The following is a 21134-nucleotide window of genomic DNA, read 5'->3' as shown; positions in this document are numbered from 1 at the left end:
TGGCGGCTCAGCCAGCCATGTTCAGGCGGTTGCGGCCGCTGCGTTTGGCGGCGTACAGCGCACTGTCTGCTCGGCGTAAAAGGCTGTCGGGCGACTCGCCGGGCAGCAGCGTCGCGCAGCCAAGGCTGATCGAGACCATGATTGCCTGATGCTGATTCAGGCATTGCAGGTTCTGCACCGCGTTGCGCAGGCGTTCGCCGACCAGGCTGGCCGCTTCACGACCGGTGCCGGAGAGCAGTATCAGGAATTCCTCGCCGCCATAGCGGAACGCCATGTCGACGTTACGCAGCTGGTCGCGCATGGTTTCGGCGACCGCTTTGAGCACCTCATCGCCATAGGCATGGCCGTGCATGTCATTGATCTGCTTGAAATGGTCAATGTCCAGCATCAGCACGGACAGTGGCTGCAGGTTGCGTCGCGCCAGGTCCACTTCCCGCTGCAATGACTGGGTCAGCGCCAGGCGATTACCGGTGTCCGTCAGCGGGTCACGCAGCGCGCTCAATACCGCTGCGCGATAGAGCAGGGCATTGCGCAGCGGGAACAGCAGGCTGGCGAGCAGGGATTCGAGCATGCCCAGCTCGTCCTCGCTGAAACGCTGGCTGCGACGGAAAATCAGCTCGCCCATGTATTCGCCATCGTGACACAGGCGGTAGCCGGCCGAATGGTTGGCCCGCTCGCCCAGTTCGATACGCAGGTTATAAGTTGCCAGCTGATAGCCGAGCGCGTCCAGCGGTACCAGGCGTTGCACTTCCCGGTAGAACAGTTCGAGGATGCGGTCCATTTCCAAAGAAGTCTGCAATTGCAGATTCAACTGCTGGCGCAGTTGAGCCAAGCCAATCGGCTTGAGCGGCTGGGGACGGGTTGCATACCCCAACCGCTGCAGCTTGGCAGCGTCGAAGTCGATGGTGTTGGAGTGGTTATTCGGACCCATGGTGCTCAGCCTCTGGCGCGCGGCGCTGTTGTACGCAGAGGGAAGCAAACATCAAGCCATGTAGATAATGTCATTATTTTTCAATGACATGCCGCAATTTTAAGGGTGGCGGAGGCAAGTTCTTGCCGGTTGCCTGACGCCGTCATGGCAATTCGCTGCCAGGGGTCAGAAGGCGCCGCCGAAAAATTGGCGGCGTCGGTGGTTTACTGCGCGTCGAGCGCCTGGCCGTTTACCCCAACACTATCCGGACCCATCAGGTACAGGTAAACCGGCATGATCGCAGCGGGCAGTGGATTGTTCGCCGGGTTCTCTCCCGGGTACGCCTGGGCGCGCATGTCGGTACGGGTAGCGCCTGGGTTGACGCTGTTGGCGCGCACGTTGCTGATGCCATCGACTTCATCGGCGAGCACTTGCATCAAGCCTTCGGTGGCAAACTTGGATACCGCGTAGGCGCCCCAGTAGGCGCGGCCCTTGCGGCCCACGCTACTGGAGGTAAGCACCACCGATGCGTCACTGGACAGCTTGAGCAGTGGCAGCAGGGTGCTGGTCAGCATGAACATGGCGTTGACGTTGACCTGCATGACGCGCATGAAATTGTCGCCCGAAAGCTGCTCCAGCGGCGTGCGCGGGCCGATGATCGAGGCGTTGTGCAGCAGGCCATCGAGCTTGCCGAACTCGCGCTCGATCATCGCCGCCAGTTCGTCGTACTGATGCGGCAGGGCGGTTTCCAGATTGAAGGGGATCACCGCTGGTTGCGCATGTCCGGCGGCTTCGATGGCGTCATAGACCTTGGCCAGATTGCCTTCGGTTTTGCCCAGCAGCAGCACAGTGGCGCCATGGGCGGCAAATGCCTGCGCGGCGGCGGCGCCAATCCCCCGGCCGGCGCCGGTGACCAGGATCACTCGGTCTTTGAGCAGGTCGGGCCGGGCGGAGTACTGGAACATCGTAAGGTCTCTCTATTCAGGGAAAGGTGGGCAGCGTTGTGAATGCACCTAGGTAGCGCGCGGCAACTGATCTGGCGCCGTGGGTGGCTCAGCAGCCGCACAGCGCCTGATCAAGCACCGTGAGCAGTTCCAGCGGGTGGTCGATCACCACATCGGCACCCCAGTTACGCGCATTGTCGTCGGGGTGGATATAGCCATAGGTGACGGCGGCGGTGCGTGTGCCCGCCGCGCGGCCTGACTCGATGTCGCGCAGGTCATCGCCGACGAACAGCACGCTGGCAGGGTCCAGCTCGAGTTGCGAACAGGCGAGAATCATCGGCTCGGGGTCGGGCTTGCTGCGGGTCACATGGTCCGGGCAGATCAGGATTGCCGAGCGTTCGGCCAGGCCGAGCTGGCGCATGATGGGTTCGGCATAGCGCACCGGCTTGTTGGTTACCACGCCCCAGATCAGTTTGGCCTGCTCGATTTCCTTGAGCAGCTCGTTTATCCCGTCGAAAGGCCGGGTCAGCACGGCGCAGTGGTCCTGATAACGCTCGAGAAACTCCAGGCGCAAGGCCTCGAAGCCGGCGGCTTCGGGCGCCATGGCGAAGGTACTGGCGATCATGGCGCGTGCGCCGCCGGAAACCTGGTCGCGAATCAGCTTGTCATCGATGGGCTCCAGCCCACGCTCGACGCGCATGGCTTGGCAGATGGCGATGAAGTCCGGCGCACTGTCGAGCAGGGTGCCGTCCATGTCGAAAAGAACTGCGCGCAAACGCATTAGGCCTCCTTGAGGGTCTGGATCATGTAGTTGACGTCGACGTCCGCTTCCAGCTTGTAGCGCTTGGTCAGCGGGTTGTACGTCAGGCCGATGATGTCCTTGACCTGCAGGCCGGTTTCGCGGCTCCAGGCGCCCAGCTCGGAGGGGCGGATGAATTTCTTGAAGTCATGGGTGCCGCGCGGCAGCAGACGCAGCAGGTATTCCGCGCCAATCACCGCAAACAGATAGGCCTTGGGGTTGCGGTTGATGGTGGAGAAGAACACCTGACCGCCGGGCTTGACCAGGGTGTGGCAGGCGCGGATGACCGAGGCGGGGTCCGGCACGTGCTCGAGCATCTCCAGGCAGGTGACTACATCAAACTGGCCTGGCATTTCGGCGGCAAGGGCTTCGGCGGTGGTCCGCCGGTAGTCGACTGAAACGCCGGATTCGAGTTGATGCAGGCGCGCAACTGCGAGTGGCGCTTCGCCCATGTCGATGCCGGTAACGGTGCCGCCGCGCTGCGCCATGGCTTCGCTGAGAATGCCGCCACCGCAACCGATATCGACGATCTTCTTGCCAGCCAGGCCGACGCGTTCATCGATCCAGTTGACCCGCAACGGGTTGATGTCGTGCAGCGGCTTGAACTCACTTTCGCGGTCCCACCAGCGGTGGGCGAGGGCTTCGAATTTGGCGATTTCAGCGTGGTCGACGTTGCTCATAGATATCCCTGAATAAACTGGCGGCGGCAGAGCTGAGGTTTCGATTGCCCATGGTGCCAGTTTCGCGTTGTGCAGTGGGCGCCGCATGGCGCAGCTTTGTATGTCAGTTTGTCGCAGCGAGGCGTCCCGCACCCCTATGGATGCATCATCTGGTGGCTATCTTGGCGCCCCAGGTGCGGGCATTGGCGACGATCTGTTGCTCATCCATGCGGGTAAGCCGACCGCCATCGAGCAGCTGTTTGCCGCCGACCCAGACATGCTCGACGCAGGCGCGGCTGCAGGCGTAAATCAGCTGGGAGACCGGATCGTACACGGGCTGCTGGGCCAGGCCGGATAAATCGAAAACCACAAGGTCAGCGGCTTTGCCCACTTCCAGTGAACCGATTTCCTTGTCCATGCCCAGTGCGCGCGCGCCGTTGAGGGTCGCCATGCGCAGTGCCCGGTGGGCGTCCAGCGCGGTAGCCGAACCCGCGACCGCCTTGGCCAGCAGCGCGGCCGTGCGGGTTTCGCCGAGCAGGTCGAGGTCGTTGTTACTCGCGGCGCCATCCGTGCCAATGGCGACATTGACCCCGGCTTGCCAGAGCTTTTCCACCGGGCAGAAGCCGCTGGCCAGCTTGAGGTTCGATTCGGGGCAATGGATCACGCTGGTATTGGTACTGACCAGCAGCTCGAGGTCGTCCTCGTCGATCTGCGTCATGTGCACGGCTTGGAAGCGCGGGCCGAGCAGGCCGAGCCGCGCCAGCCGGGCGAGGGGGCGCTCGCCGCACCGCTCCAGGCTCTGCTGCACTTCGAATGCAGTTTCCTGGACGTGCATATGAATGCTGGCGTCCAGCTGGTCGGCGAGCACTCGAATGTTTTCCAGCTTGTCATCGCTGACGGTATAGGGGGCGTGGGGGCCGAAGGCGACCTTGAGGCGCGAGTGGTGCTTGAGGTCGTCGAACAGCTGCAGGCCCTTGCGAAACGCCTCGTCCGCATCGCGGGCGCCGGGGATCGGGAAGTCCAGGATCGGGATGGTGATCTGCGCACGCATGCCGCTGTTGTGAACCTGCTCGCTGGCGATTTCCGGGAAGAAATACATGTCTGAAAAACAGCTGATGCCGCCTTTCAGCTGCTCGGCGATGGCCAGTTCGGTGCCGTCGCGGATGAAGTCTTCACTCACCCATTTCGCCTCGGCCGGCCAGATATGCTGCTCCAGCCAGGTCATCAATGGCAGGTCGTCGGCCAGCCCGCGGAACAGGGTCATGGCCGCATGCCCGTGGGCGTTGACCAGGCCCGGTGCGAGCAGACGATCCGGCAGCTCGCGTACTTCCAGCGCCGAGTACTTGAGCGCCTCTGCGCGTGGGGCAATCAGGACGATGCGGCCGTCGCGAATCCCCAGGCCATGCTCGTGCAATACCACGCCGGCGGGTTCGACCGGCACCAGCCAGGTGGGGAGCAGGAGAAGGTCGAGAGGGGCGTCTGGCATGGGAAGGGCTTCCGCTGGCTTAAACGCGCGAGTTTATAGGGGATTGCCCCAGGCTTGAAGCTGAAAGGAGGGTGGGCCGTTTCGGCTGGTTATCCGGCCTGGCCATCAGCCCTCCGTCCGGTTTCAGCCATTCGTGTGCGGTCTGGGTATAATGCTCGGCTTTTTCAGGGTGAGGTCTGTGATGCGCGAGCAACTGCTAGCGGCGGAAAAGGTTAAGGCCATCGAATGGCGAGACGGCGCCCTGCATTTGCTTGATCAGCGCGTGTTGCCTCTCGAGGAAATCTGGCGCAGCTACCACACTGCTTCTGAGGTGGCGGAGGCCATACGCCTGATGATCGTGCGCGGTGCGCCGGCAATCGGCATCGCCGCAGCCTATGCAGTGGTGCTTGCCGCCGGTAAGCGGTTGGCCGTAGGTGGCGACTGGCGTGCCGCATTGCAGGAGGATTTCGAGGTGCTGGCCAATTCACGGCCTACCGCCGTCAACCTGTTCTGGGCGCTCGATCGCATGCGCGACCGTCTGGGGCGACTCAAGCCGACCGATGATCCACTCGCCCTGCTGGAGGCCGAAGCGCTGGGCATCCACCAGAGTGATCGCGAGGCCAATCTGACCATGGCCCAGCTCGGGGTTGATCTGATCCGCAAGCATCAGGGCAACCTGCAGAATCTGCTGACTCACTGCAACACCGGGGCCCTGGCCACGGGTGGTTTTGGCACGGCGCTCGGGGTGATTCGCGGTGCTTATCTGGAGGGCCTGGTAGAGCGGGTGTACGCCGACGAGACGCGGCCATGGCTGCAGGGCTCGCGTCTGACCGCCTGGGAACTGGCCAATGAAGGCATCCCGGTAAGCCTGAACGTGGACTCCGCGGCGGCGCACCTGATGAAAACCCGTGGCATCACCTGGGTGATCGTCGGCGCCGACCGGATTGCTGCCAATGGCGACGTAGCCAACAAGATCGGCACCTACCAGTTGGCCGTCAGCGCCATGCACCATGGCGTGCGGTTCATGGTGGTCGCGCCCAGCTCGACCATCGACATGACGATACAAAGCGGCGACGACATCCCCATCGAAGAGCGCGATGGCGGCGAGCTGCTCGAGTTCAACGGCAAGCGCGTGGCAGCTGCGGTGGAGGCGGTCAATCCGGTGTTCGATGTGACGCCTGCGGATCTGATCGACTTCATCGTGACCGAGAAGGGCGTGGTCGAGCGCCCGGATGCAGCGAAAATGGCGCTGCTGATGTGCCGCAAGCGCCTGCATTGAGCGCCGCGCTCGGTCCCCAGCGCGGCGCTGGCGCGAGCGGACATTTCCATGCCTGCGCCTGACGTCAGGCTGGCTGTCGGGGATAGGTGCGAGGCGGTGATTGTGATAAGCTCCCGCCGCTTTCAGGGGCGCCCGTCCAGGGTGCCTGATCAGCGCAGTTACATGGCATAACTCATTGATTTGTCGTGAGTCGTAGTTGGCCTTTTGCCACAACGACGAACTTCGTCCCGTTCAGGATAGGCGGCACGGAGTTTCACTAGAAAAAGGAATCAGGCTACTCATGGGCGAACTGGCCAAAGAAATCCTCCCGGTCAATATTGAAGACGAACTCAAGCAGTCCTACCTCGACTATGCGATGAGCGTAATCGTCGGGCGAGCGCTGCCGGATGCGCGCGATGGCTTGAAGCCCGTGCACCGCCGCGTGCTGTTCGCGATGAGCGAGCTGGGCAACGACTGGAATAAGGCTTACAAGAAGTCCGCCCGTGTGGTCGGTGACGTGATCGGTAAGTACCACCCGCACGGCGATACTGCGGTGTACGACACCATCGTCCGTATGGCTCAGCCGTTTTCCCTGCGTTACCTGCTGGTCGACGGTCAGGGCAACTTCGGCTCGGTGGACGGCGACAACGCCGCCGCCATGCGATACACCGAAGTGCGCATGACCAAGCTGGCCCATGAGCTGCTGGCCGATCTGCACAAAGAAACCGTGGACTGGGTGCCGAACTACGACGGCACCGAGATGATTCCTGCGGTCATGCCGACCAAGATTCCCAACCTGCTGGTCAACGGCTCCAGCGGCATCGCCGTCGGCATGGCGACCAATATCCCGCCGCACAACCTGACTGAAGTGATCAACGGCTGCCTTGCCCTTATCGATAACGGCGAGCTGACGGTCGACGAGTTGATGCAGTACATCCCCGGTCCGGACTTCCCGACCGCGGCGATCATCAACGGCCGCGCCGGCATCATCGAGGCGTACCGCACCGGTCGTGGGCGCATCTATATGCGTGCCCGCGCCAGTATCGAAGACATCGACAAGGTGGGCGGTCGTCAGCAGATCATCGTCAGCGAGCTGCCGTATCAGCTGAACAAGGCGCGCTTGATCGAGAAGATCGCCGAGCTGGTTAAAGAGAAGAAGCTCGAAGGTATCACTGAGCTGCGCGACGAGTCCGACAAGGACGGTATGCGCATCGTCATCGAGCTGCGCCGCGGCGAAGTGCCTGAGGTGGTACTCAACAACCTGTACGCCCAGACCCAGATGCAGAGCGTGTTCGGCATCAACGTCGTCGCCCTGATCGACGGCCAGCCGAAGGTCCTCAACCTCAAGGACATGCTTGAAGCGTTCATCCTGCACCGCCGTGAAGTGGTTACCCGGCGCACCGTGTTCGAATTGCGCAAGGCTCGTGAGCGTGGGCATATCCTTGAAGGTCAGGCCGTGGCACTGTCCAACATCGACCCGGTCATCGCCTTGATCAAGGCCTCGCCGACCCCTGCCGAAGCCAAGGAAGCTCTGATTTCCACCGCCTGGGAATCGTCGGCGGTAGAAGCCATGGTCGAGCGTGCTGGTGCCGACTCGTGCCGACCTGAAGACCTGCCGCCGCAATACGGCCTGCGCGATGGCAAGTACTACCTGTCGCCGGAGCAGGCCCAGGCCATTCTCGAGCTGCGTCTGCACCGCCTGACCGGCCTCGAGCACGAGAAGCTGCTGGCCGAATACCAGGAAATTCTCACCCAGATCGGCGAGCTGATCCGCATCCTCACCAGCGCCGTGCGCCTGATGGAAGTGATCCGCGAAGAGCTGGAAGCAGTCAAGGCCGAATTCGGCGACAAGCGCCGCACCGAGATTCTGGATGCGCGCCTGGACCTGACGCTGGGTGATCTGATCACCGAAGAAGACCGTGTGGTGACCATTTCCCACACCGGCTACGCCAAGTCCCAGCCGCTCACCGCTTACCAGGCGCAGCGCCGTGGCGGTAAGGGCAAGTCGGCGTCCGGGGTCAAGGATGAGGACTACATCGAACACCTTCTGGTCGCCAACAGCCACGCCACGCTGCTGCTGTTCTCCAGCAAGGGCAAGGTGTACTGGCTGAAAACCTATGAAATTCCGGAAGCGTCGCGCGCCGCCCGCGGCCGTCCGCTGGTCAACCTGTTGCCGCTGGATGAAGGCGAGCGCATCACCGCGATGCTGGAAATCGACCTCGAAGCCCTGCGTCAGCAGGCGCCGGAAGGTGACGAGCCGGACGATATCGAAGGTGTGCTGGTTGAGCAGGACGACGTCGAAGACCTCGTCGAAGGCGACGATGCCGACGATGTCGAAGGCGAAGACGAACCAACGGGTGCCTACATTTTCATGAGTACCGCCAAAGGTACGGTGAAGAAGACTCCACTGGTGCAATTCAGCCGTCCGCGCAGTACCGGCCTGATTGCCCTGCGTCTCGACGAAGACGACACACTGATTGCCGCCGCCATCACTGACGGCGCCCGTGACGTGATGATGTTCTCCGACGGTGGCAAGGTGATTCGCTTCAAGGAAAGCAAAGTGCGCACCATGGGCCGTACTGCCCGTGGCGTGCGCGGCATGCGTCTGCCGGAAGGCCAGCGCATTATTTCCATGCTGATCCCTGAGAGCGATGCGCAGATCCTCACCGCCTCCGAGCGCGGCTACGGCAAGCGCACGGCAATGGCCGAGTTCCCGCGACGCGGTCGTGGTGGCCAGGGCGTGATCGCCATGGTCAGCAACGAGCGTAACGGCAAGCTGGTCGGCGCCGTGCAGGTACTCGACGGCGAGGAGATCATGCTGATCTCCGATCAGGGCACCTTGGTGCGCACCCGCGTCGGCGAGATATCCAGCCTGGGTCGCAATACTCAGGGGGTCACCCTGATCAAGCTGGCTAAGGACGAGAAACTGGTTGGCCTGGAGCGTGTTCAGGAGCCGTCCCAAGAGGAAGGCGACGAACTGCTTGAGGGTGAAGAGGGCTTTGATGGCGATGTGATGGACGATGCGCAAGCAGCCGACATCGAGGTCGATGAAGGGCCTGCCAGCGAAGAGTGATCGGCACAGCGCCGTTCTGATGGCCCCGGCGCGCCAGCGTCGGGGCTCGGGGTGACGCTCCCAGGCCGTGCGTGGGAGCGACAAACATGAGCGAGAGTGGATGTGAGCAAGCGAGCCTTTAACTTCTGCGCCGGCCCGGCCGCGCTTCCCGAAGCTGTTCTGCAGCGCGCCCAGGCGGAGCTTCTCGATTGGCAGGGTAAAGGCCTGTCGGTGATGGAGATGAGCCATCGCAGCGAGGAATATACCGCCATCGCCGAAAAGGCCGAGCAGGATCTGCGCGATCTGCTCGCCATTCCCTCAAACTACAAGGTGCTGTTCCTGCAGGGTGGTGCGAGTCAGCAATTCGCCGAGATTCCGCTCAACCTGCTGCCTGAGAATGGCGTCGCCGACTATATCGACACGGGCATCTGGTCAAAGAAAAGCATCGAAGAGGCGCGCCGCTACGGCACCGTCAATGTCGCCGCCAGCGCCAAGCCCTACGAGTATTTCGCGATTCCCGAGCAGCGCGAGTGGCAGCTGTCGAACGATGCTGCCTACTTGCATTACGCCAGCAACGAAACCATTGGCGGCCTGCAGTTCGACTGGATTCCTGATGCGGGCGACGTGCCGCTGGTGGTGGATATGTCTTCGGACATCCTGTCGCGTCCGCTGGACGTCTCGAAGTTCGGCCTTATCTATGCGGGCGCGCAGAAGAACATCGGCCCGTCCGGGTTGGTGGTGGTGATCGTGCGCGAAGACCTGCTGGGCAAGGCCCGTAGCGCCTGCCCGACCATGCTCGATTACAAGATCGCTGCCGATAACGGCTCGATGTACAACACTCCAGCGACGTTCTCCTGGTACCTCTCCGGCCTGGTTTTCGAGTGGCTGAAGGAACAGGGCGGTGTTGCTGCCATGGAGCAGCGCAACCGCGCCAAGAAGGAGCTGCTGTATGGCGCCATCGATAGCAGCGGGTTGTATAGCAACCCGATCGCGGTGAATGCCCGCTCCTGGATGAACGTGCCGTTCCGACTGGCTGACGAACGCTTGGATAAACCGTTTCTGGCGGGTGCCGATGCACGGGGTCTGCTCAATCTGAAAGGCCATCGTTCGGTTGGCGGCATGCGCGCATCGATCTACAACGCCGTCGGGCTGGATGCAGTCGAAGCGCTGGTCGCCTACATGGCCGAGTTCGAGAAGGAGCACGGCTGATGACCGACGTTATCTCCGAGCAAGAGTTACAGGCCCTGCGCCTGCGCATCGACAGTCTCGACGAACGCATTCTCGAGCTGATCAGCGACCGCGCGAGCTGCGCTGAAGAAGTCGCGCGGGTCAAGATGAAGGCGCTGCCGGAAGGCGAGAAGCCGGTGTTCTACCGCCCCGAGCGTGAAGCCCAGGTGCTCAAGCGCATCATGGAGCGTAACCAGGGCCCGTTGGGTAACGAAGAGATGGCGCGGTTGTTCCGCGAAATCATGTCGTCCTGCCTGGCGCTGGAGAACCCGCTGCGCGTCGCCTACCTCGGCCCGGAAGGGACCTTTTCCCAGGCGGCAGCAATGAAGCATTTCGGCCATGCGGTGATCAGCGTGCCGATGGCGGCTATCGACGAGGTATTCCGGGAGGTGGCCGCCGGGGCGGTGAATTTCGGCGTGGTGCCGGTGGAAAACTCCACCGAAGGCGCAATCAACCACACCCTGGACAGCTTCCTCGAGCATGACATGGTGATTTGCGGCGAAGTCGAGCTGCGCATTCACCACCACCTGCTGGTCGGTGAAACCACCAAGACCGACAAGATCACTCGCATCTATTCTCATGCCCAGTCCCTGGCGCAGTGCCGCAAGTGGCTGGACGCGCATTACCCCAACGTCGAGCGTGTGGCAGTGTCGAGCAACGCCGATGCGGCCAAGCGCGTGAAGAGCGAATGGAACAGCGCGGCGATCGCCGGCGACATGGCGGCCAGCCTGTATGGCCTGACCAAGCTGGCCGAGAAGATCGAGGACCGCCCGGACAACTCCACGCGTTTCTTGATCATCGGCAGCCAGGAGGTACCGCCGACTGGCGACGACAAGACCTCGATCATCGTATCGATGCGCAACAAGCCCGGTGCGCTGCATGAACTGCTGGTGCCGTTTCACAACAACGGCATCGATCTGACCCGGATTGAAACGCGGCCGTCACGCAGCGGTAAGTGGACCTACGTATTCTTTATCGACTTCGTCGGCCATCACCGCGACCCGCTGATCAAGGATGTGCTGGAGAAGCTCAACCAAGAGGCCGTTGCGCTCAAGGTGCTGGGTTCCTATCCCAAGGCGGTACTTTAAATCAGCGCCAAACCGCTCGGCGTACCGACGCCCGGCGGTTTTTGCGGCTTTCAGCGTGACGATGAGGCTTTGCTATGACCGACTTTCTCGCCCTGGCCCAGCCAGGCGTACAAAAGCTGTCGCCCTATGTGCCAGGCAAGCCGGTGGACGAGCTGGCCCGAGAGCTGGATCTGGACCCGGCGACCATCATCAAGCTGGCCAGCAACGAGAATCCGCTCGGTCCTAGCCGTAAGGCGCTTGAGGCAATCCAGCGCGAATTGGCGGAACTCACCCGTTATCCCGATGGCAATGGCTTTGCGCTGAAAGATCGACTGGCCCGACGCTATGGTGTAACGGTTGGCCAGGTCACGCTGGGCAACGGGTCCAACGACATTCTCGAGCTAGTCGCCCGCGCCTACCTGGCGCCCGGACTTAACGCCGTGTTCAGCGAGCATGCATTTGCCGTGTACCCGATTGCCACCCAGGCGGTGGGAGCGCAGGGCAAAGTGGTGCCAGCCAAGAATCACGCTCACGACCTCGACGGGATGCTGGCGGCTATCGATGCCAACACCCGCGTGCTGTTCATCGCCAACCCGAACAACCCGACCGGCACCTGGTTCGGCCCCAAGGCGCTCGGTGATTTCCTCGCCAAGGTTCCTGCGCATGTGTTGGTCGTTCTCGACGAGGCCTATATCGAATATGCCGAGGGCGAGGAGTTGCCTGACGGCCTCGATTACCTGTCCGGTCATTCGAACCTGCTGGTCTCGCGGACTTTCTCCAAGGCCTATGGCCTGGCGGCATTACGGGTGGGCTATGCGATCAGCTCGGCGCAAATAGCCGACGTGCTCAACCGCGTGCGTCAGCCGTTCAATGTCAACAGCCTGGCCCTTGCCGCTGCCTGCGCGGCGTTCGACGATGCCGAGTACCTGGCTGAAAGCCGCCGTTTGAATGAAACCGGAATGGCGCAGCTTGAGGCCGGCTTCCGTACCTTAGGCCTGAGCTGGATTCCGTCGAAGGCAAACTTCATCGCGGTGGACCTGGCGCGTGAATCGATGCCGGTCTATCAGGCGCTGCTGCGTGAAGGCGTAATCGTGAGGCCCGTGGCGAACTACGGCATGCCGACCTACCTGCGTATTTCCATTGGCCTGCTCGATGAGAACGCACGCTTCCTGGAAGCCTTGACGAAGGTGCTGGGCGCGTGAGCGAGAGCAAGCCGACGCCTGGCGCTGACGCGCAAATCACCGCACCTATGATCGGTCGCCTGGTCGTGGTGGGCTTGGGCCTGATTGGCGGCTCGTTCGCCAAAGGGTTGCGTGAGCGAGGCCTGTGCCGCGAGGTGGTGGGTGTCGATCTGGATGCGCACTCGCGACGCCTGGCGGTCGAGTTGGGTGTGGTCGATCGCTGCGAGGAGCATCTGGCGGCCGCTTGTCAGGGCGCCGACGTGATTCAGTTGGCGGTGCCTATCCTGGCCATGGAAAAGCTGTTGGTCGAGTTGGCCAAGCTGGATCTGGGCAACGCCATCCTCACGGATGTGGGCAGCGCCAAAGGCAATGTGGTGCGTGCTGCGCAAGTGGCGTTCGGCGCTATGCCGCCGCGCTTCGTTCCCGGGCACCCGATTGCCGGTTCCGAGCAGAGCGGCGTCGAGGCGGCCAATGCAGACCTTTTTCGTCGTCATAAGGTGATACTCACGCCGTTGTCGCAGACCGATCCGCAAGCGCTGCAACTGATCGATGGTCTGTGGCGGGAGCTGGGCGCGGACGTCGAGCATATGCAGGTCGAGCACCACGACCAGGTGCTTGCTGCCACCAGCCATTTGCCTCACTTGCTGGCCTTCGGGCTGGTCGATTCATTGGCCAAGCGCAACGAAAACCTGGAGATATTCCGCTACGCCGCAGGCGGATTTCGCGACTTCACGCGGATTGCCGGCAGCGACCCAGTGATGTGGCACGACATCTTTCTCGCCAACCGCGAGGCGGTATTGCGCACACTGGACGTATTTCGCGACGACCTCGACGCCCTGCGCGCCGCGGTCGACGCAGGGGATGGGCATCAGTTGCTGGGCGTATTCACTCGCGCCCGGGTGGCCCGCGAGCATTTCAGCAAAATTCTGGCCCGTCGGGCCTATGTGGACGCTATGCATTCGAACGATCTGATTTTTCTGGCAAATCCCGGTGGCAAACTCTCCGGGCGCATCCGTGTGCCTGGCGACAAGTCAATTTCCCACCGCTCGATCATGCTCGGCTCGCTTGCCGAGGGTACGACCGAGGTAGAGGGGTTCCTCGAGGGCGAAGATGCACTGGCGACCCTGCAGGCGTTTCGCGACATGGGCGTGGTCATCGAAGGCCCGCATCATGGCCGTGTGACCATTCATGGCGTTGGCCTGCATGGGTTGCAGCCGCCGCCTGGGCCGATCTACCTGGGTAATTCGGGTACCTCGATGCGTCTGCTTTCGGGGCTGCTCGCAGCACAGCCGTTCGACGTGACGCTAACGGGCGATGCGTCATTGTCCAAGCGTCCGATGAATCGTGTGGCCAAACCGCTCCGGGAAATGGGCGCCGTGATCGAGACCGCTCCCGAAGGCCGGCCGCCGCTGACCATACGCGGTGGTCAGCGCCTGAGCGGCATGCGTTACGAAATGCCGATGGCCAGCGCTCAGGTTAAGTCCTGCCTGCTGCTTGCGGGGCTGTACGCGGCCGGTGAAACCGCAGTGACCGAGCCTGCGCCCACTCGCGACCATACCGAGCGCATGCTGCGTGGTTTCGGTTATCCGGTAGGTGTGGATGGCAGCACAGCCAGCGTCGAGTCGGGGCATAAGCTGCGCGCAACGCATATCGAAGTTCCGGCAGATATTTCCTCCGCCGCCTTTTTCCTGGTCGCCGGCAGCATCGCACAAGACTCGGAGCTGGTGCTCGAACACGTCGGTGTCAACCCGACCCGCACCGGTGTGATCGATATCCTCAAGCTGATGGGGGGCGATATCACCCTGGAAAACCAGCGTGAAGTAGGTGGCGAGCCGGTGGCGGACATTCGCGTGCGCAGTGCCAAGTTGAAAGGCATCGATATTCCGGAAGACCTGGTGCCGCTGGCTATCGACGAGTTCCCGGTCCTGTTCGTGGCAGCGTCTGTCGCCGAAGGGCGTACGGTGTTGCGCGGTGCTGAGGAGTTGCGGGTCAAGGAGTCCGACCGTATCCAGGTGATGGCTGATGGCTTGATCGCCCTGGGCGTTAAAGCGGAGCCAACACCGGACGGTATTGTCATCGAAGGCGGCAGCATTGGCGGCGGCGAGGTGTGGAGCCATGGCGATCACCGCATCGCTATGTCGTTCAGCGTGGCGTCGCTGCGCGCTAGCGCGCCGATCCGTATCCATGATTGCGCCAATGTGGCGACGTCATTTCCGAATTTCCTGACATTGGCAGCGCAGGTCGGTATCCGTGTGGCGGAGGAGCGCAAGTCATGACAACCCAAGCACCAGTCATCACCATTGACGGGCCGAGCGGGTCGGGCAAGGGCACCATCGCCGGATTGCTGGCCAAACAGCTCGGCTGGAATCTTTTGGACTCCGGCGCCTTGTATCGATTGTTGGCATTCGCCGCGCGTAACCATGGCGTCGACCTGACCAATGAGGAGGCTATCAAGGTGCTCGCGGCGCACTTGGACGTGCAGTTCGTGGCTGCTTCCGCTGGCAAGAGTCAGAAAATCATTTTGGAAGGCGAGGAAGTGACCGACGCCATTCGCAACGAGCATGTCGGCGCAGGCGCTTCGCTGGTTGCAGCATTGCCGGCGGTGCGCGAGGCATTGCTGCAGCGCCAACGGGCGTTTCAGGAAATGCCAGGGCTCGTCGCCGATGGTCGCGATATGGGTACGGTGGTGTTTCCCGAGGCCGCGTTGAAGGTATTCCTCACTGCCAGCGCCGAGGAGCGCGCGCGCCGCCGCTACTTGCAGTTGAAGGCCAAGGGCGATGATGTTAATCTCGCGAGTCTTCTTGATGAGATACGGGCGCGCGACGAGCGTGATACCCAGCGAGCAGTGGCCCCGCTCAAGCCGGCGGCCGATGCGATTCAGCTGGATTCAACCGAACTTTCCATCGAGCAAGTGCTTGAACGAATTCTGAGCGAAGTCGCCAACCGCGATCTCGCCGGATGATATGAGCCCCGGCTGCTTTAAGTCGGCAAGCTCGCAAGGAGGCATACGGGAGACCAGTCCTAGTCCCGTAGGCCTCTTTTTATATGAACGTACCCACATTGTCTGGAGTGTGGTTTGGGCGGATTCCCCGCCCTGAATCAACAGGAATTAAAATGAGCGAAAGCTTTGCTGAACTGTTTGAAGAAAGCCTAAAAACCCTGAATCTTCAGGCTGGCTCGATCATCACCGCTATCATCGTCGACATCGATTACCAAGCTGGTTGGGTAACCGTTCACGCCGGTTTGAAGTCTGAAGGCCTCATCCCGCTGGAACAGTTCCACAACGACGCTGGCGAGCTGACCATCAAGGTCGGTGACGAAGTTCACGTTGCCCTGGACGCGGTTGAAGATGGCTTTGGTGAAACCAAGCTGTCCCGCGAAAAAGCCAAACGTGCCGAGTGCTGGATCGTTCTGGAAGCAGCTTTCGCCGCTGAGGAAGTGGTTACGGGCGTTATCAACGGTAAGGTTAAGGGCGGCTTCACTGTCGACGTTAACGGCATCCGTGCGTTCCTCCCAGGTTCCTTGGTCGATGTGCGTCCGGTGCGTGATACCACTCACCTGGAAGGCAAAGAGCTCGAATTCAAAGTCATCAAGCTGGACCAGAAGCGCAACAACGTTGTCGTTTCCCGCCGCAGCGTGCTGGAAGCCGAGAACAGCGCCGAGCGCGAAGCTCTGCTGGAATCCCTGCAGGAAGGTCAGCAAGTCAAAGGTATCGTCAAAAACCTCACCGACTACGGCGCGTTCGTGGATCTGGGTGGCGTCGACGGCCTGCTGCACATCACCGACATGGCTTGGAAGCGTATCAAACATCCGTCTGAAATCGTCAATGTTGGCGATGAGATTGACGTCAAGATCCTCAAGTACGATCGCGAGCGCAACCGTGTTTCCCTCGGCCTCAAGCAGCTGGGCGAAGATCCATGGGTTGCCATCAAGGCGCGTTACCCGCAGGACACCCGTGTTACTGCGCGCGTAACCAACCTGACCGACTACGGCTGCTTCGCAGAGCTGGAAGAAGGCGTGGAAGGCCTGGTGCACGTATCCGAGATGGATTGGACCAACAAGAACATCCATCCTTCGAAAGTCGTTAACGTCGGCGACGAAGTCGAAGTTATGGTTCTGGATATCGACGAAGAGCGTCGTCGTATCTCCCTGGGTATCAAGCAGTGCAAAACTAACCCGTGGGAAGATTTCTCCGGTCAGTTCAACAAGGGCGACAAAATCTCCGGCACCATCAAGTCGATCACCGATTTTGGTATCTTCATTGGTCTGGATGGTGGTATCGACGGCCTCGTTCACCTGTCCGACATCTCCTGGAACGAAGTAGGCGAAGAAGCTGTACGCCGCTTCAAGAAGGGCGACGAGCTGGAAACCGTTATCCTCTCCGTTGATCCGGAGCGTGAGCGCATTTCCCTCGGGATCAAGCAGCTGGAAGAAGATCCGTTCTCCGACTACGTTGCTGTTAACGATAAAGGCACCATCGTGCGCGGCATCGTTAAAGAAGTTGACGCCAAAGGCGCCATCATCACTCTGGCCGAAGGCATCGAAGCCACTCTGAAAGCCTCCGAAATCAGCCGTGACCGCGTTGAAGACGCGCGTAACGTTCTGAAAGAAGGCGAAGAAGTCGAAGCCAAGATCATCAGCGTTGACCGTAAGAGCCGCGTAATCAGCTTGTCGGTCAAGTCGAAAGACGTTGAAGACGAAAAAGAAGCCATCAAAGAAATGCGCAAGCAGGAAGTTGAAACTGCTGGTCCGACCACCCTTGGTGATCTGCTCCGCGCGCAAATGGAAAAACAGAACTAAGTTCGGTTGATCCAGAGAAAAAGGGCGACTTCGGTCGCCCTTTTTTGTGCCTGAAAATCGCTAACGTATTGTTTTATAGGCTGTTCAAATCCGATCAAGCATGCTAAAACCTGTTTATCTAGTGATCTAGCCGCTTGAAAAAGAAGGGAAAACCATGACCAAGTCGGAGTTGATCGAGCGCATCGTCACCCATCAGGGGCAGCTCTCGTCCAAGGATGTTGAGTTGGCGATCAAGACCATGCTTGAGCAGATGTCGCAGGCGCTGTCGACCGGTGACCGTATCGAGATCCGTGGCTTTGGCAGCTTCTCGCTGCACTATCGCGCGCCGCGTGTTGGGCGTAACCCGAAAACGGGTGATTCGGTCAGGCTGGATGGCAAGTTTGTGCCGCATTTCAAGCCGGGAAAGGAATTGCGAGATCGAGTTAATGAGGACGAGTAATATTTCTCGTATTGCGTTTCTCTAGCCTTGAGTATCAAAAAGTCGCTTTGCATTAATCTATAGCCACCGTGTTAGGTTTCTAGGATGGTGATCAGTGTTATGTCATGGCACAATGCCGCCCTTTGAAATTGAGCATTCAGTATTGGGATTTATGAGTTCGAGCCTGCCTCATGCTGACTGACAAGCGTCGCGTAGCGAAGTTAAAGCACTAGCTGGTGGTTCTTATCTGATTTTGCACCATAGTTCTGTCGCTGGTGTAATGGTCTTTGACCGTTAATTAAAGGCTGTAGCCGGTCGTGCGCTGTCGGCAGATTGTGCGCTGTTTCCGGCGTCGAATTTTCTGGCGAGGACAAAGCTTGCGTAGGTAACCCGCTTGGGTGTTATCCAAAAGTACCCAGCAAGCTAGGTAAGTGAAATCGACAGTCGCTATTTTACCTTTGATAAATACAAACTCGGTAGCGTGTCTGAATGAGGCTGAGTTATCTAGCCGTAGGCCGATGTCCTGTTGGGGTTTACAGATGTTTTCTCCTTACAGCAAGTTATGGCCAGTCGCGCTTCGAAACAAGATTTCAGGCATAGCATAAGCTGCAGAAAAGTCACCCGATCTAGTTATACTTAATAGTTTGAAACTTGAATTAGAAATGGAGTTGCAGTGAACTCGAATACACCCATGCCCGCCGTCGCCGATGAGATTGATTTGATTGAGTTGTTTCAGGGACTCTGGCAACAAAGGCTGCTAATTATTGCTTTTACTGTGGTGACAGCCTTGGCTGCCGCAGCTTTTGCATTTTTCAGTGCACCGACGTATGAAACCAAGGCTGGTGTTCTTCCGCCTCGTTTGAGTGATATAGCAAGTTATAACGTAGGGCGTAGTGAGGCCGATCTTTCTCGTTTTAAAGTGGAGGATGTCTACTCGGTATTTAAGAATAACCTGTTGTCCACATCGTTAAAGCGTTCTTTTTTTCGTGAGGTCTATTTGTCAAATTTGACACCTGAGCAGCGCGGTGTTGCGCAGGATCAGTTGTGGGCTAGTTTTAATAGTGCCATAACTGTGAGGGCTCCAGATGTCAAACTTAATCCAGGTTTTTATGAAATTATGGTTGTGCATCAAACTCCGGAGTTGGCCGCGGAGTGGGTGAATTTGTATGTAGATATGGCAGCCACGAAAACTGAAAAAGACATGCAGGATAATGTGCTTACAGAGATCGCTGCCAAAACACAAGAAATAGAGCGGAAAATTGATGCCTTGCGTATTACTGCTCAGAAACTCCGTGAAGATCGTATTGTACGTTTGCGTGAAGCCCTAGTAGTTGCTGAGGCTGTGAGTTTGGAAGCTCCTCAAGTAGTTGCGGGAAAAACCTCTTCTGACGGTGATCTGGCTGAGTTTATTGACGGTAATTTGATGTACATGCGTGGTGCCAAAGCGGTGCGAGCAGAGCTAGATGTCTTGGAAAAAAGAGAGAACGATGACCCTTTTATCTCTGAGTTGCGCGGGCTTGAGAATCGGTTGGATTTTCTGAAGAAGATTGATGTTAATGCCGATAAGGTCTCGGTGTTTACTCTTGATAGTCCTGCTGAAGTGCCTGAGACGCCAGTGGAGCCAAAGAAGAAACTTATTGTTGTGGTGGGTGTTTTTCTCGGTGGCGTGCTTGGTGTATCCATTGCACTTGTTCGCATATTGGTAAGAAAGTACAAACTAAGTAAATTTAGAGGGTGAATGTTGTTTGCTGGGCATGGGGTTTCTGGTTGTAGCGTAGTGTGTGGTTAGAGTTGGTTTTTTTTGCCATTGCGTTTCCTGAAATTCTAGATTCCCTGTGTGACTTCGTCGCTGGTGTGGTGTTTTACATGTTCCTAGGTGTTTTTTTTGTGCTGCGGTAGGCGATAATTTATGAGTGGGTTTATTTGTTATTTTTATCATTTGACTGTGGGTGTTAACTCCGCGCTATTCGCTGTGCAGTCTGCATCTTCAGGCGCTAAATAAAGTTTTGGCTTAGGCAGGAATATCTATGAAAGTCACTGTGTTTGGTGTTGGTTACGTCGGACTTGTGCAGGGGGCCGTGCTCGCTGAGGTTGGCCATGATGTGGTTTGTGTTGATGTAGATAGCAATAAAATTGATCGCCTCAATCAAGGGCATATCCCCATATATGAGCCCGGTCTTGAGTCGCTGGTGAAGGAAAACCATGCTGGCGGACGGTTAAACTTTATGACTGACGCTGCCGCTGGCGTTAAGCACGGGGAAGTACAGTTCATCGCTGTCGGTACACCACCGGACGAAGATGGTTCGGCAGATTTGAAGTATGTTCTAGCGGTAGCCGAAGCCATTGCATTGAATATGGAATGCCACCAGATCATCATCGACAAGTCGACTGTCCCGGTTGGCACAGCCGACAAAGTTCGCGCCCGCGTAGCTGAAGTGCTCGCGCAACGAGGTCGTGAAGATTTGAGCTTTGACGTGGTTTCAAATCCCGAGTTTCTTAAAGAAGGTTCGGCCGTAGCTGATTGCATGCGCCCTGACCGTATTGTTATTGGCACCAGCAGTACTGAGACTGAAGATGTGATGCGTGAGTTGTACGCACCCTTCAATCGTAATCATGAAAAAATCATCATCATGGATGTGCGTAGCGCCGAACTAACTAAGTACGCTGCCAACTGCATGCTGGCGACCAAAATCAGTTTTATGAACGAGATGGCCAATCTTGCTGAGAAGCTTGGTGCTGATATTGAGATGGTGCGGCAAGGTATCGGCTCTGATCCGCGCATTGGTTACCATTTCATCTATGCCGGTGCGGGTTACGGTGGTTCTTGTTTTCCCAAGGATGTTCAAGCACTCATTCATACGGCCGAAAGTATCGATTTCGAGCCGACCTTGCTCAAGGCTGTAGAGCTGCGTAATGCCGAGCAGAAGACAGTGCTGTTCAAGAAACTGAGCGCGCATTTCAACGGGAACCTGCAAGGCAAGACCTTTGCCCTGTGGGGGCTGAGTTTCAAACCCAACACCGACGACATGCGCGAGGCACCCAGCCGAGTGCTGATGGAGGCGCTTTGGGAGTCCGGTGCACGTGTGCAGGCCTATGACCCTGAAGCAATGAACGAAACTCAGCGCATCTATGGCAATCGACCGGATCTTGGGCTTTGCGGCACCAAGGAAGCGGCCCTGCAAGGTGCCGATGCGCTGATCGTTGTGACAGAATGGCAGGCATTCAAGGCCCCGGACTTCGAGCTCATCAAGCAGACGCTGAGCAGCCCGGTCATCTTCGATGGACGAAACTTATTCGATCCTGCGCGCTTGAGTAAAAAAGGTATTTGTTACTACTCGGTCGGCCGCTGATCTC

At 59.0% G+C, this 21134-nt stretch carries 16 protein-coding genes; 11 read left to right on the top strand and 5 right to left on the bottom strand.

Annotation, left to right across the window (positions count from 1 at the left end):
* Positions 1-7: 7 nt before the first annotated feature.
* The 5 genes from ACX0MV_RS11410 to ACX0MV_RS11390 all read right to left on the bottom strand — a co-directional run bounded on the left by ACX0MV_RS11410 (position 8) and on the right by ACX0MV_RS11390 (position 4798).
* Complete coding sequence (locus ACX0MV_RS11410) at positions 8-931, bottom strand: GGDEF domain-containing protein (protein ID WP_458982623.1); 924 nt, start codon at positions 929-931, stop codon at positions 8-10.
* A 203-nt stretch (positions 932-1134) separates the two neighbouring features.
* Entirely contained in the window at positions 1135-1875 is a 741-nt protein-coding gene (locus tag ACX0MV_RS11405) for a YciK family oxidoreductase (protein ID WP_458982622.1), read from the bottom strand.
* Between the two features lie 88 nt (positions 1876-1963).
* On the bottom strand, positions 1964-2635 hold the full coding sequence (gene mupP, locus ACX0MV_RS11400; protein ID WP_458982621.1) for an N-acetylmuramic acid 6-phosphate phosphatase MupP: 672 nt from the start codon (positions 2633-2635) through the stop codon (positions 1964-1966).
* Positions 2635-3333, bottom strand: a complete 699-nt coding sequence (gene ubiG / locus ACX0MV_RS11395; protein ID WP_458982620.1) for a bifunctional 2-polyprenyl-6-hydroxyphenol methylase/3-demethylubiquinol 3-O-methyltransferase UbiG — start codon at positions 3331-3333, stop codon at positions 2635-2637. The genes mupP and ubiG overlap by 1 nt, the downstream gene beginning before the upstream one ends.
* Positions 3334-3478: 145 nt before the next feature.
* A complete protein-coding gene (locus ACX0MV_RS11390; protein ID WP_458982619.1) occupies positions 3479-4798 on the bottom strand; it encodes a TRZ/ATZ family hydrolase in 1320 nt (439 codons plus the stop codon).
* A 181-nt stretch (positions 4799-4979) separates the two neighbouring features.
* Between ACX0MV_RS11390 and mtnA the strand changes: the two genes are divergently transcribed.
* From mtnA to ACX0MV_RS11335, 11 genes are all read left to right on the top strand, one after another.
* Complete coding sequence (gene mtnA / locus ACX0MV_RS11385; RefSeq protein ID WP_458982618.1) at positions 4980-6056, top strand: S-methyl-5-thioribose-1-phosphate isomerase; 1077 nt, start codon at positions 4980-4982, stop codon at positions 6054-6056.
* A gap of 280 nt (positions 6057-6336) precedes the next feature.
* The gene (gene gyrA, locus ACX0MV_RS11380) at positions 6337-9108 is read left to right on the top strand and encodes a DNA gyrase subunit A (protein WP_458982617.1); all 2772 of its coding nucleotides are present in this window, start codon (positions 6337-6339) and stop codon (positions 9106-9108) included.
* A 102-nt stretch (positions 9109-9210) separates the two neighbouring features.
* Positions 9211-10296 carry a 3-phosphoserine/phosphohydroxythreonine transaminase gene (serC, locus tag ACX0MV_RS11375; RefSeq protein WP_458982616.1) on the top strand — a complete coding sequence of 362 codons (1086 nt, stop codon included), beginning with the start codon at positions 9211-9213 and terminating at the stop codon, positions 10294-10296.
* Complete coding sequence (gene pheA / locus ACX0MV_RS11370; RefSeq protein WP_458982615.1) at positions 10296-11402, top strand: prephenate dehydratase; 1107 nt, start codon at positions 10296-10298, stop codon at positions 11400-11402. The genes serC and pheA overlap by 1 nt, the downstream gene beginning before the upstream one ends.
* Before the next feature lie 74 nt (positions 11403-11476).
* Positions 11477-12583: a histidinol-phosphate transaminase gene (gene hisC, locus ACX0MV_RS11365; RefSeq protein WP_458982614.1), complete on the top strand. Its 1107-nt coding sequence runs from the start codon at positions 11477-11479 to the stop codon at positions 12581-12583.
* 47 nt (positions 12584-12630) lie between these two features.
* A complete protein-coding gene (locus ACX0MV_RS11360) occupies positions 12631-14838 on the top strand; it encodes a bifunctional prephenate dehydrogenase/3-phosphoshikimate 1-carboxyvinyltransferase (RefSeq protein ID WP_458982806.1) in 2208 nt (735 codons plus the stop codon).
* Positions 14835-15524 (top strand): (d)CMP kinase, encoded by a 690-nt coding sequence (cmk, locus tag ACX0MV_RS11355; RefSeq protein WP_458982613.1) that lies wholly within the window; start codon positions 14835-14837, stop codon positions 15522-15524. Before ACX0MV_RS11360 ends, cmk begins: the two co-directional genes overlap by 4 nt.
* A 152-nt stretch (positions 15525-15676) precedes the next feature.
* The gene (rpsA, locus tag ACX0MV_RS11350; RefSeq protein WP_339409884.1) at positions 15677-17362 is read left to right on the top strand and encodes a 30S ribosomal protein S1; all 1686 of its coding nucleotides are present in this window, start codon (positions 15677-15679) and stop codon (positions 17360-17362) included.
* A 154-nt stretch (positions 17363-17516) separates the two neighbouring features.
* Positions 17517-17801, top strand: a complete 285-nt coding sequence (ihfB, locus tag ACX0MV_RS11345) for an integration host factor subunit beta (protein ID WP_090387490.1) — start codon at positions 17517-17519, stop codon at positions 17799-17801.
* 670 nt (positions 17802-18471) lie between these two features.
* Positions 18472-19518 carry an LPS O-antigen chain length determinant protein WzzB gene (locus ACX0MV_RS11340; protein WP_458982612.1) on the top strand — a complete coding sequence of 349 codons (1047 nt, stop codon included), beginning with the start codon at positions 18472-18474 and terminating at the stop codon, positions 19516-19518.
* Between the two features lie 289 nt (positions 19519-19807).
* Positions 19808-21130, top strand: a complete 1323-nt coding sequence (locus tag ACX0MV_RS11335; RefSeq protein ID WP_458982611.1) for a UDP-glucose dehydrogenase family protein — start codon at positions 19808-19810, stop codon at positions 21128-21130.
* Positions 21131-21134: the final 4 nt, after the last annotated feature.

Source organism: Pseudomonas cistanchae (genome assembly GCF_054483635.1).
The sequence above is the reverse complement of the archived record's forward strand: the minus strand, read 5'-3'. Positions and strand labels throughout refer to the sequence as shown.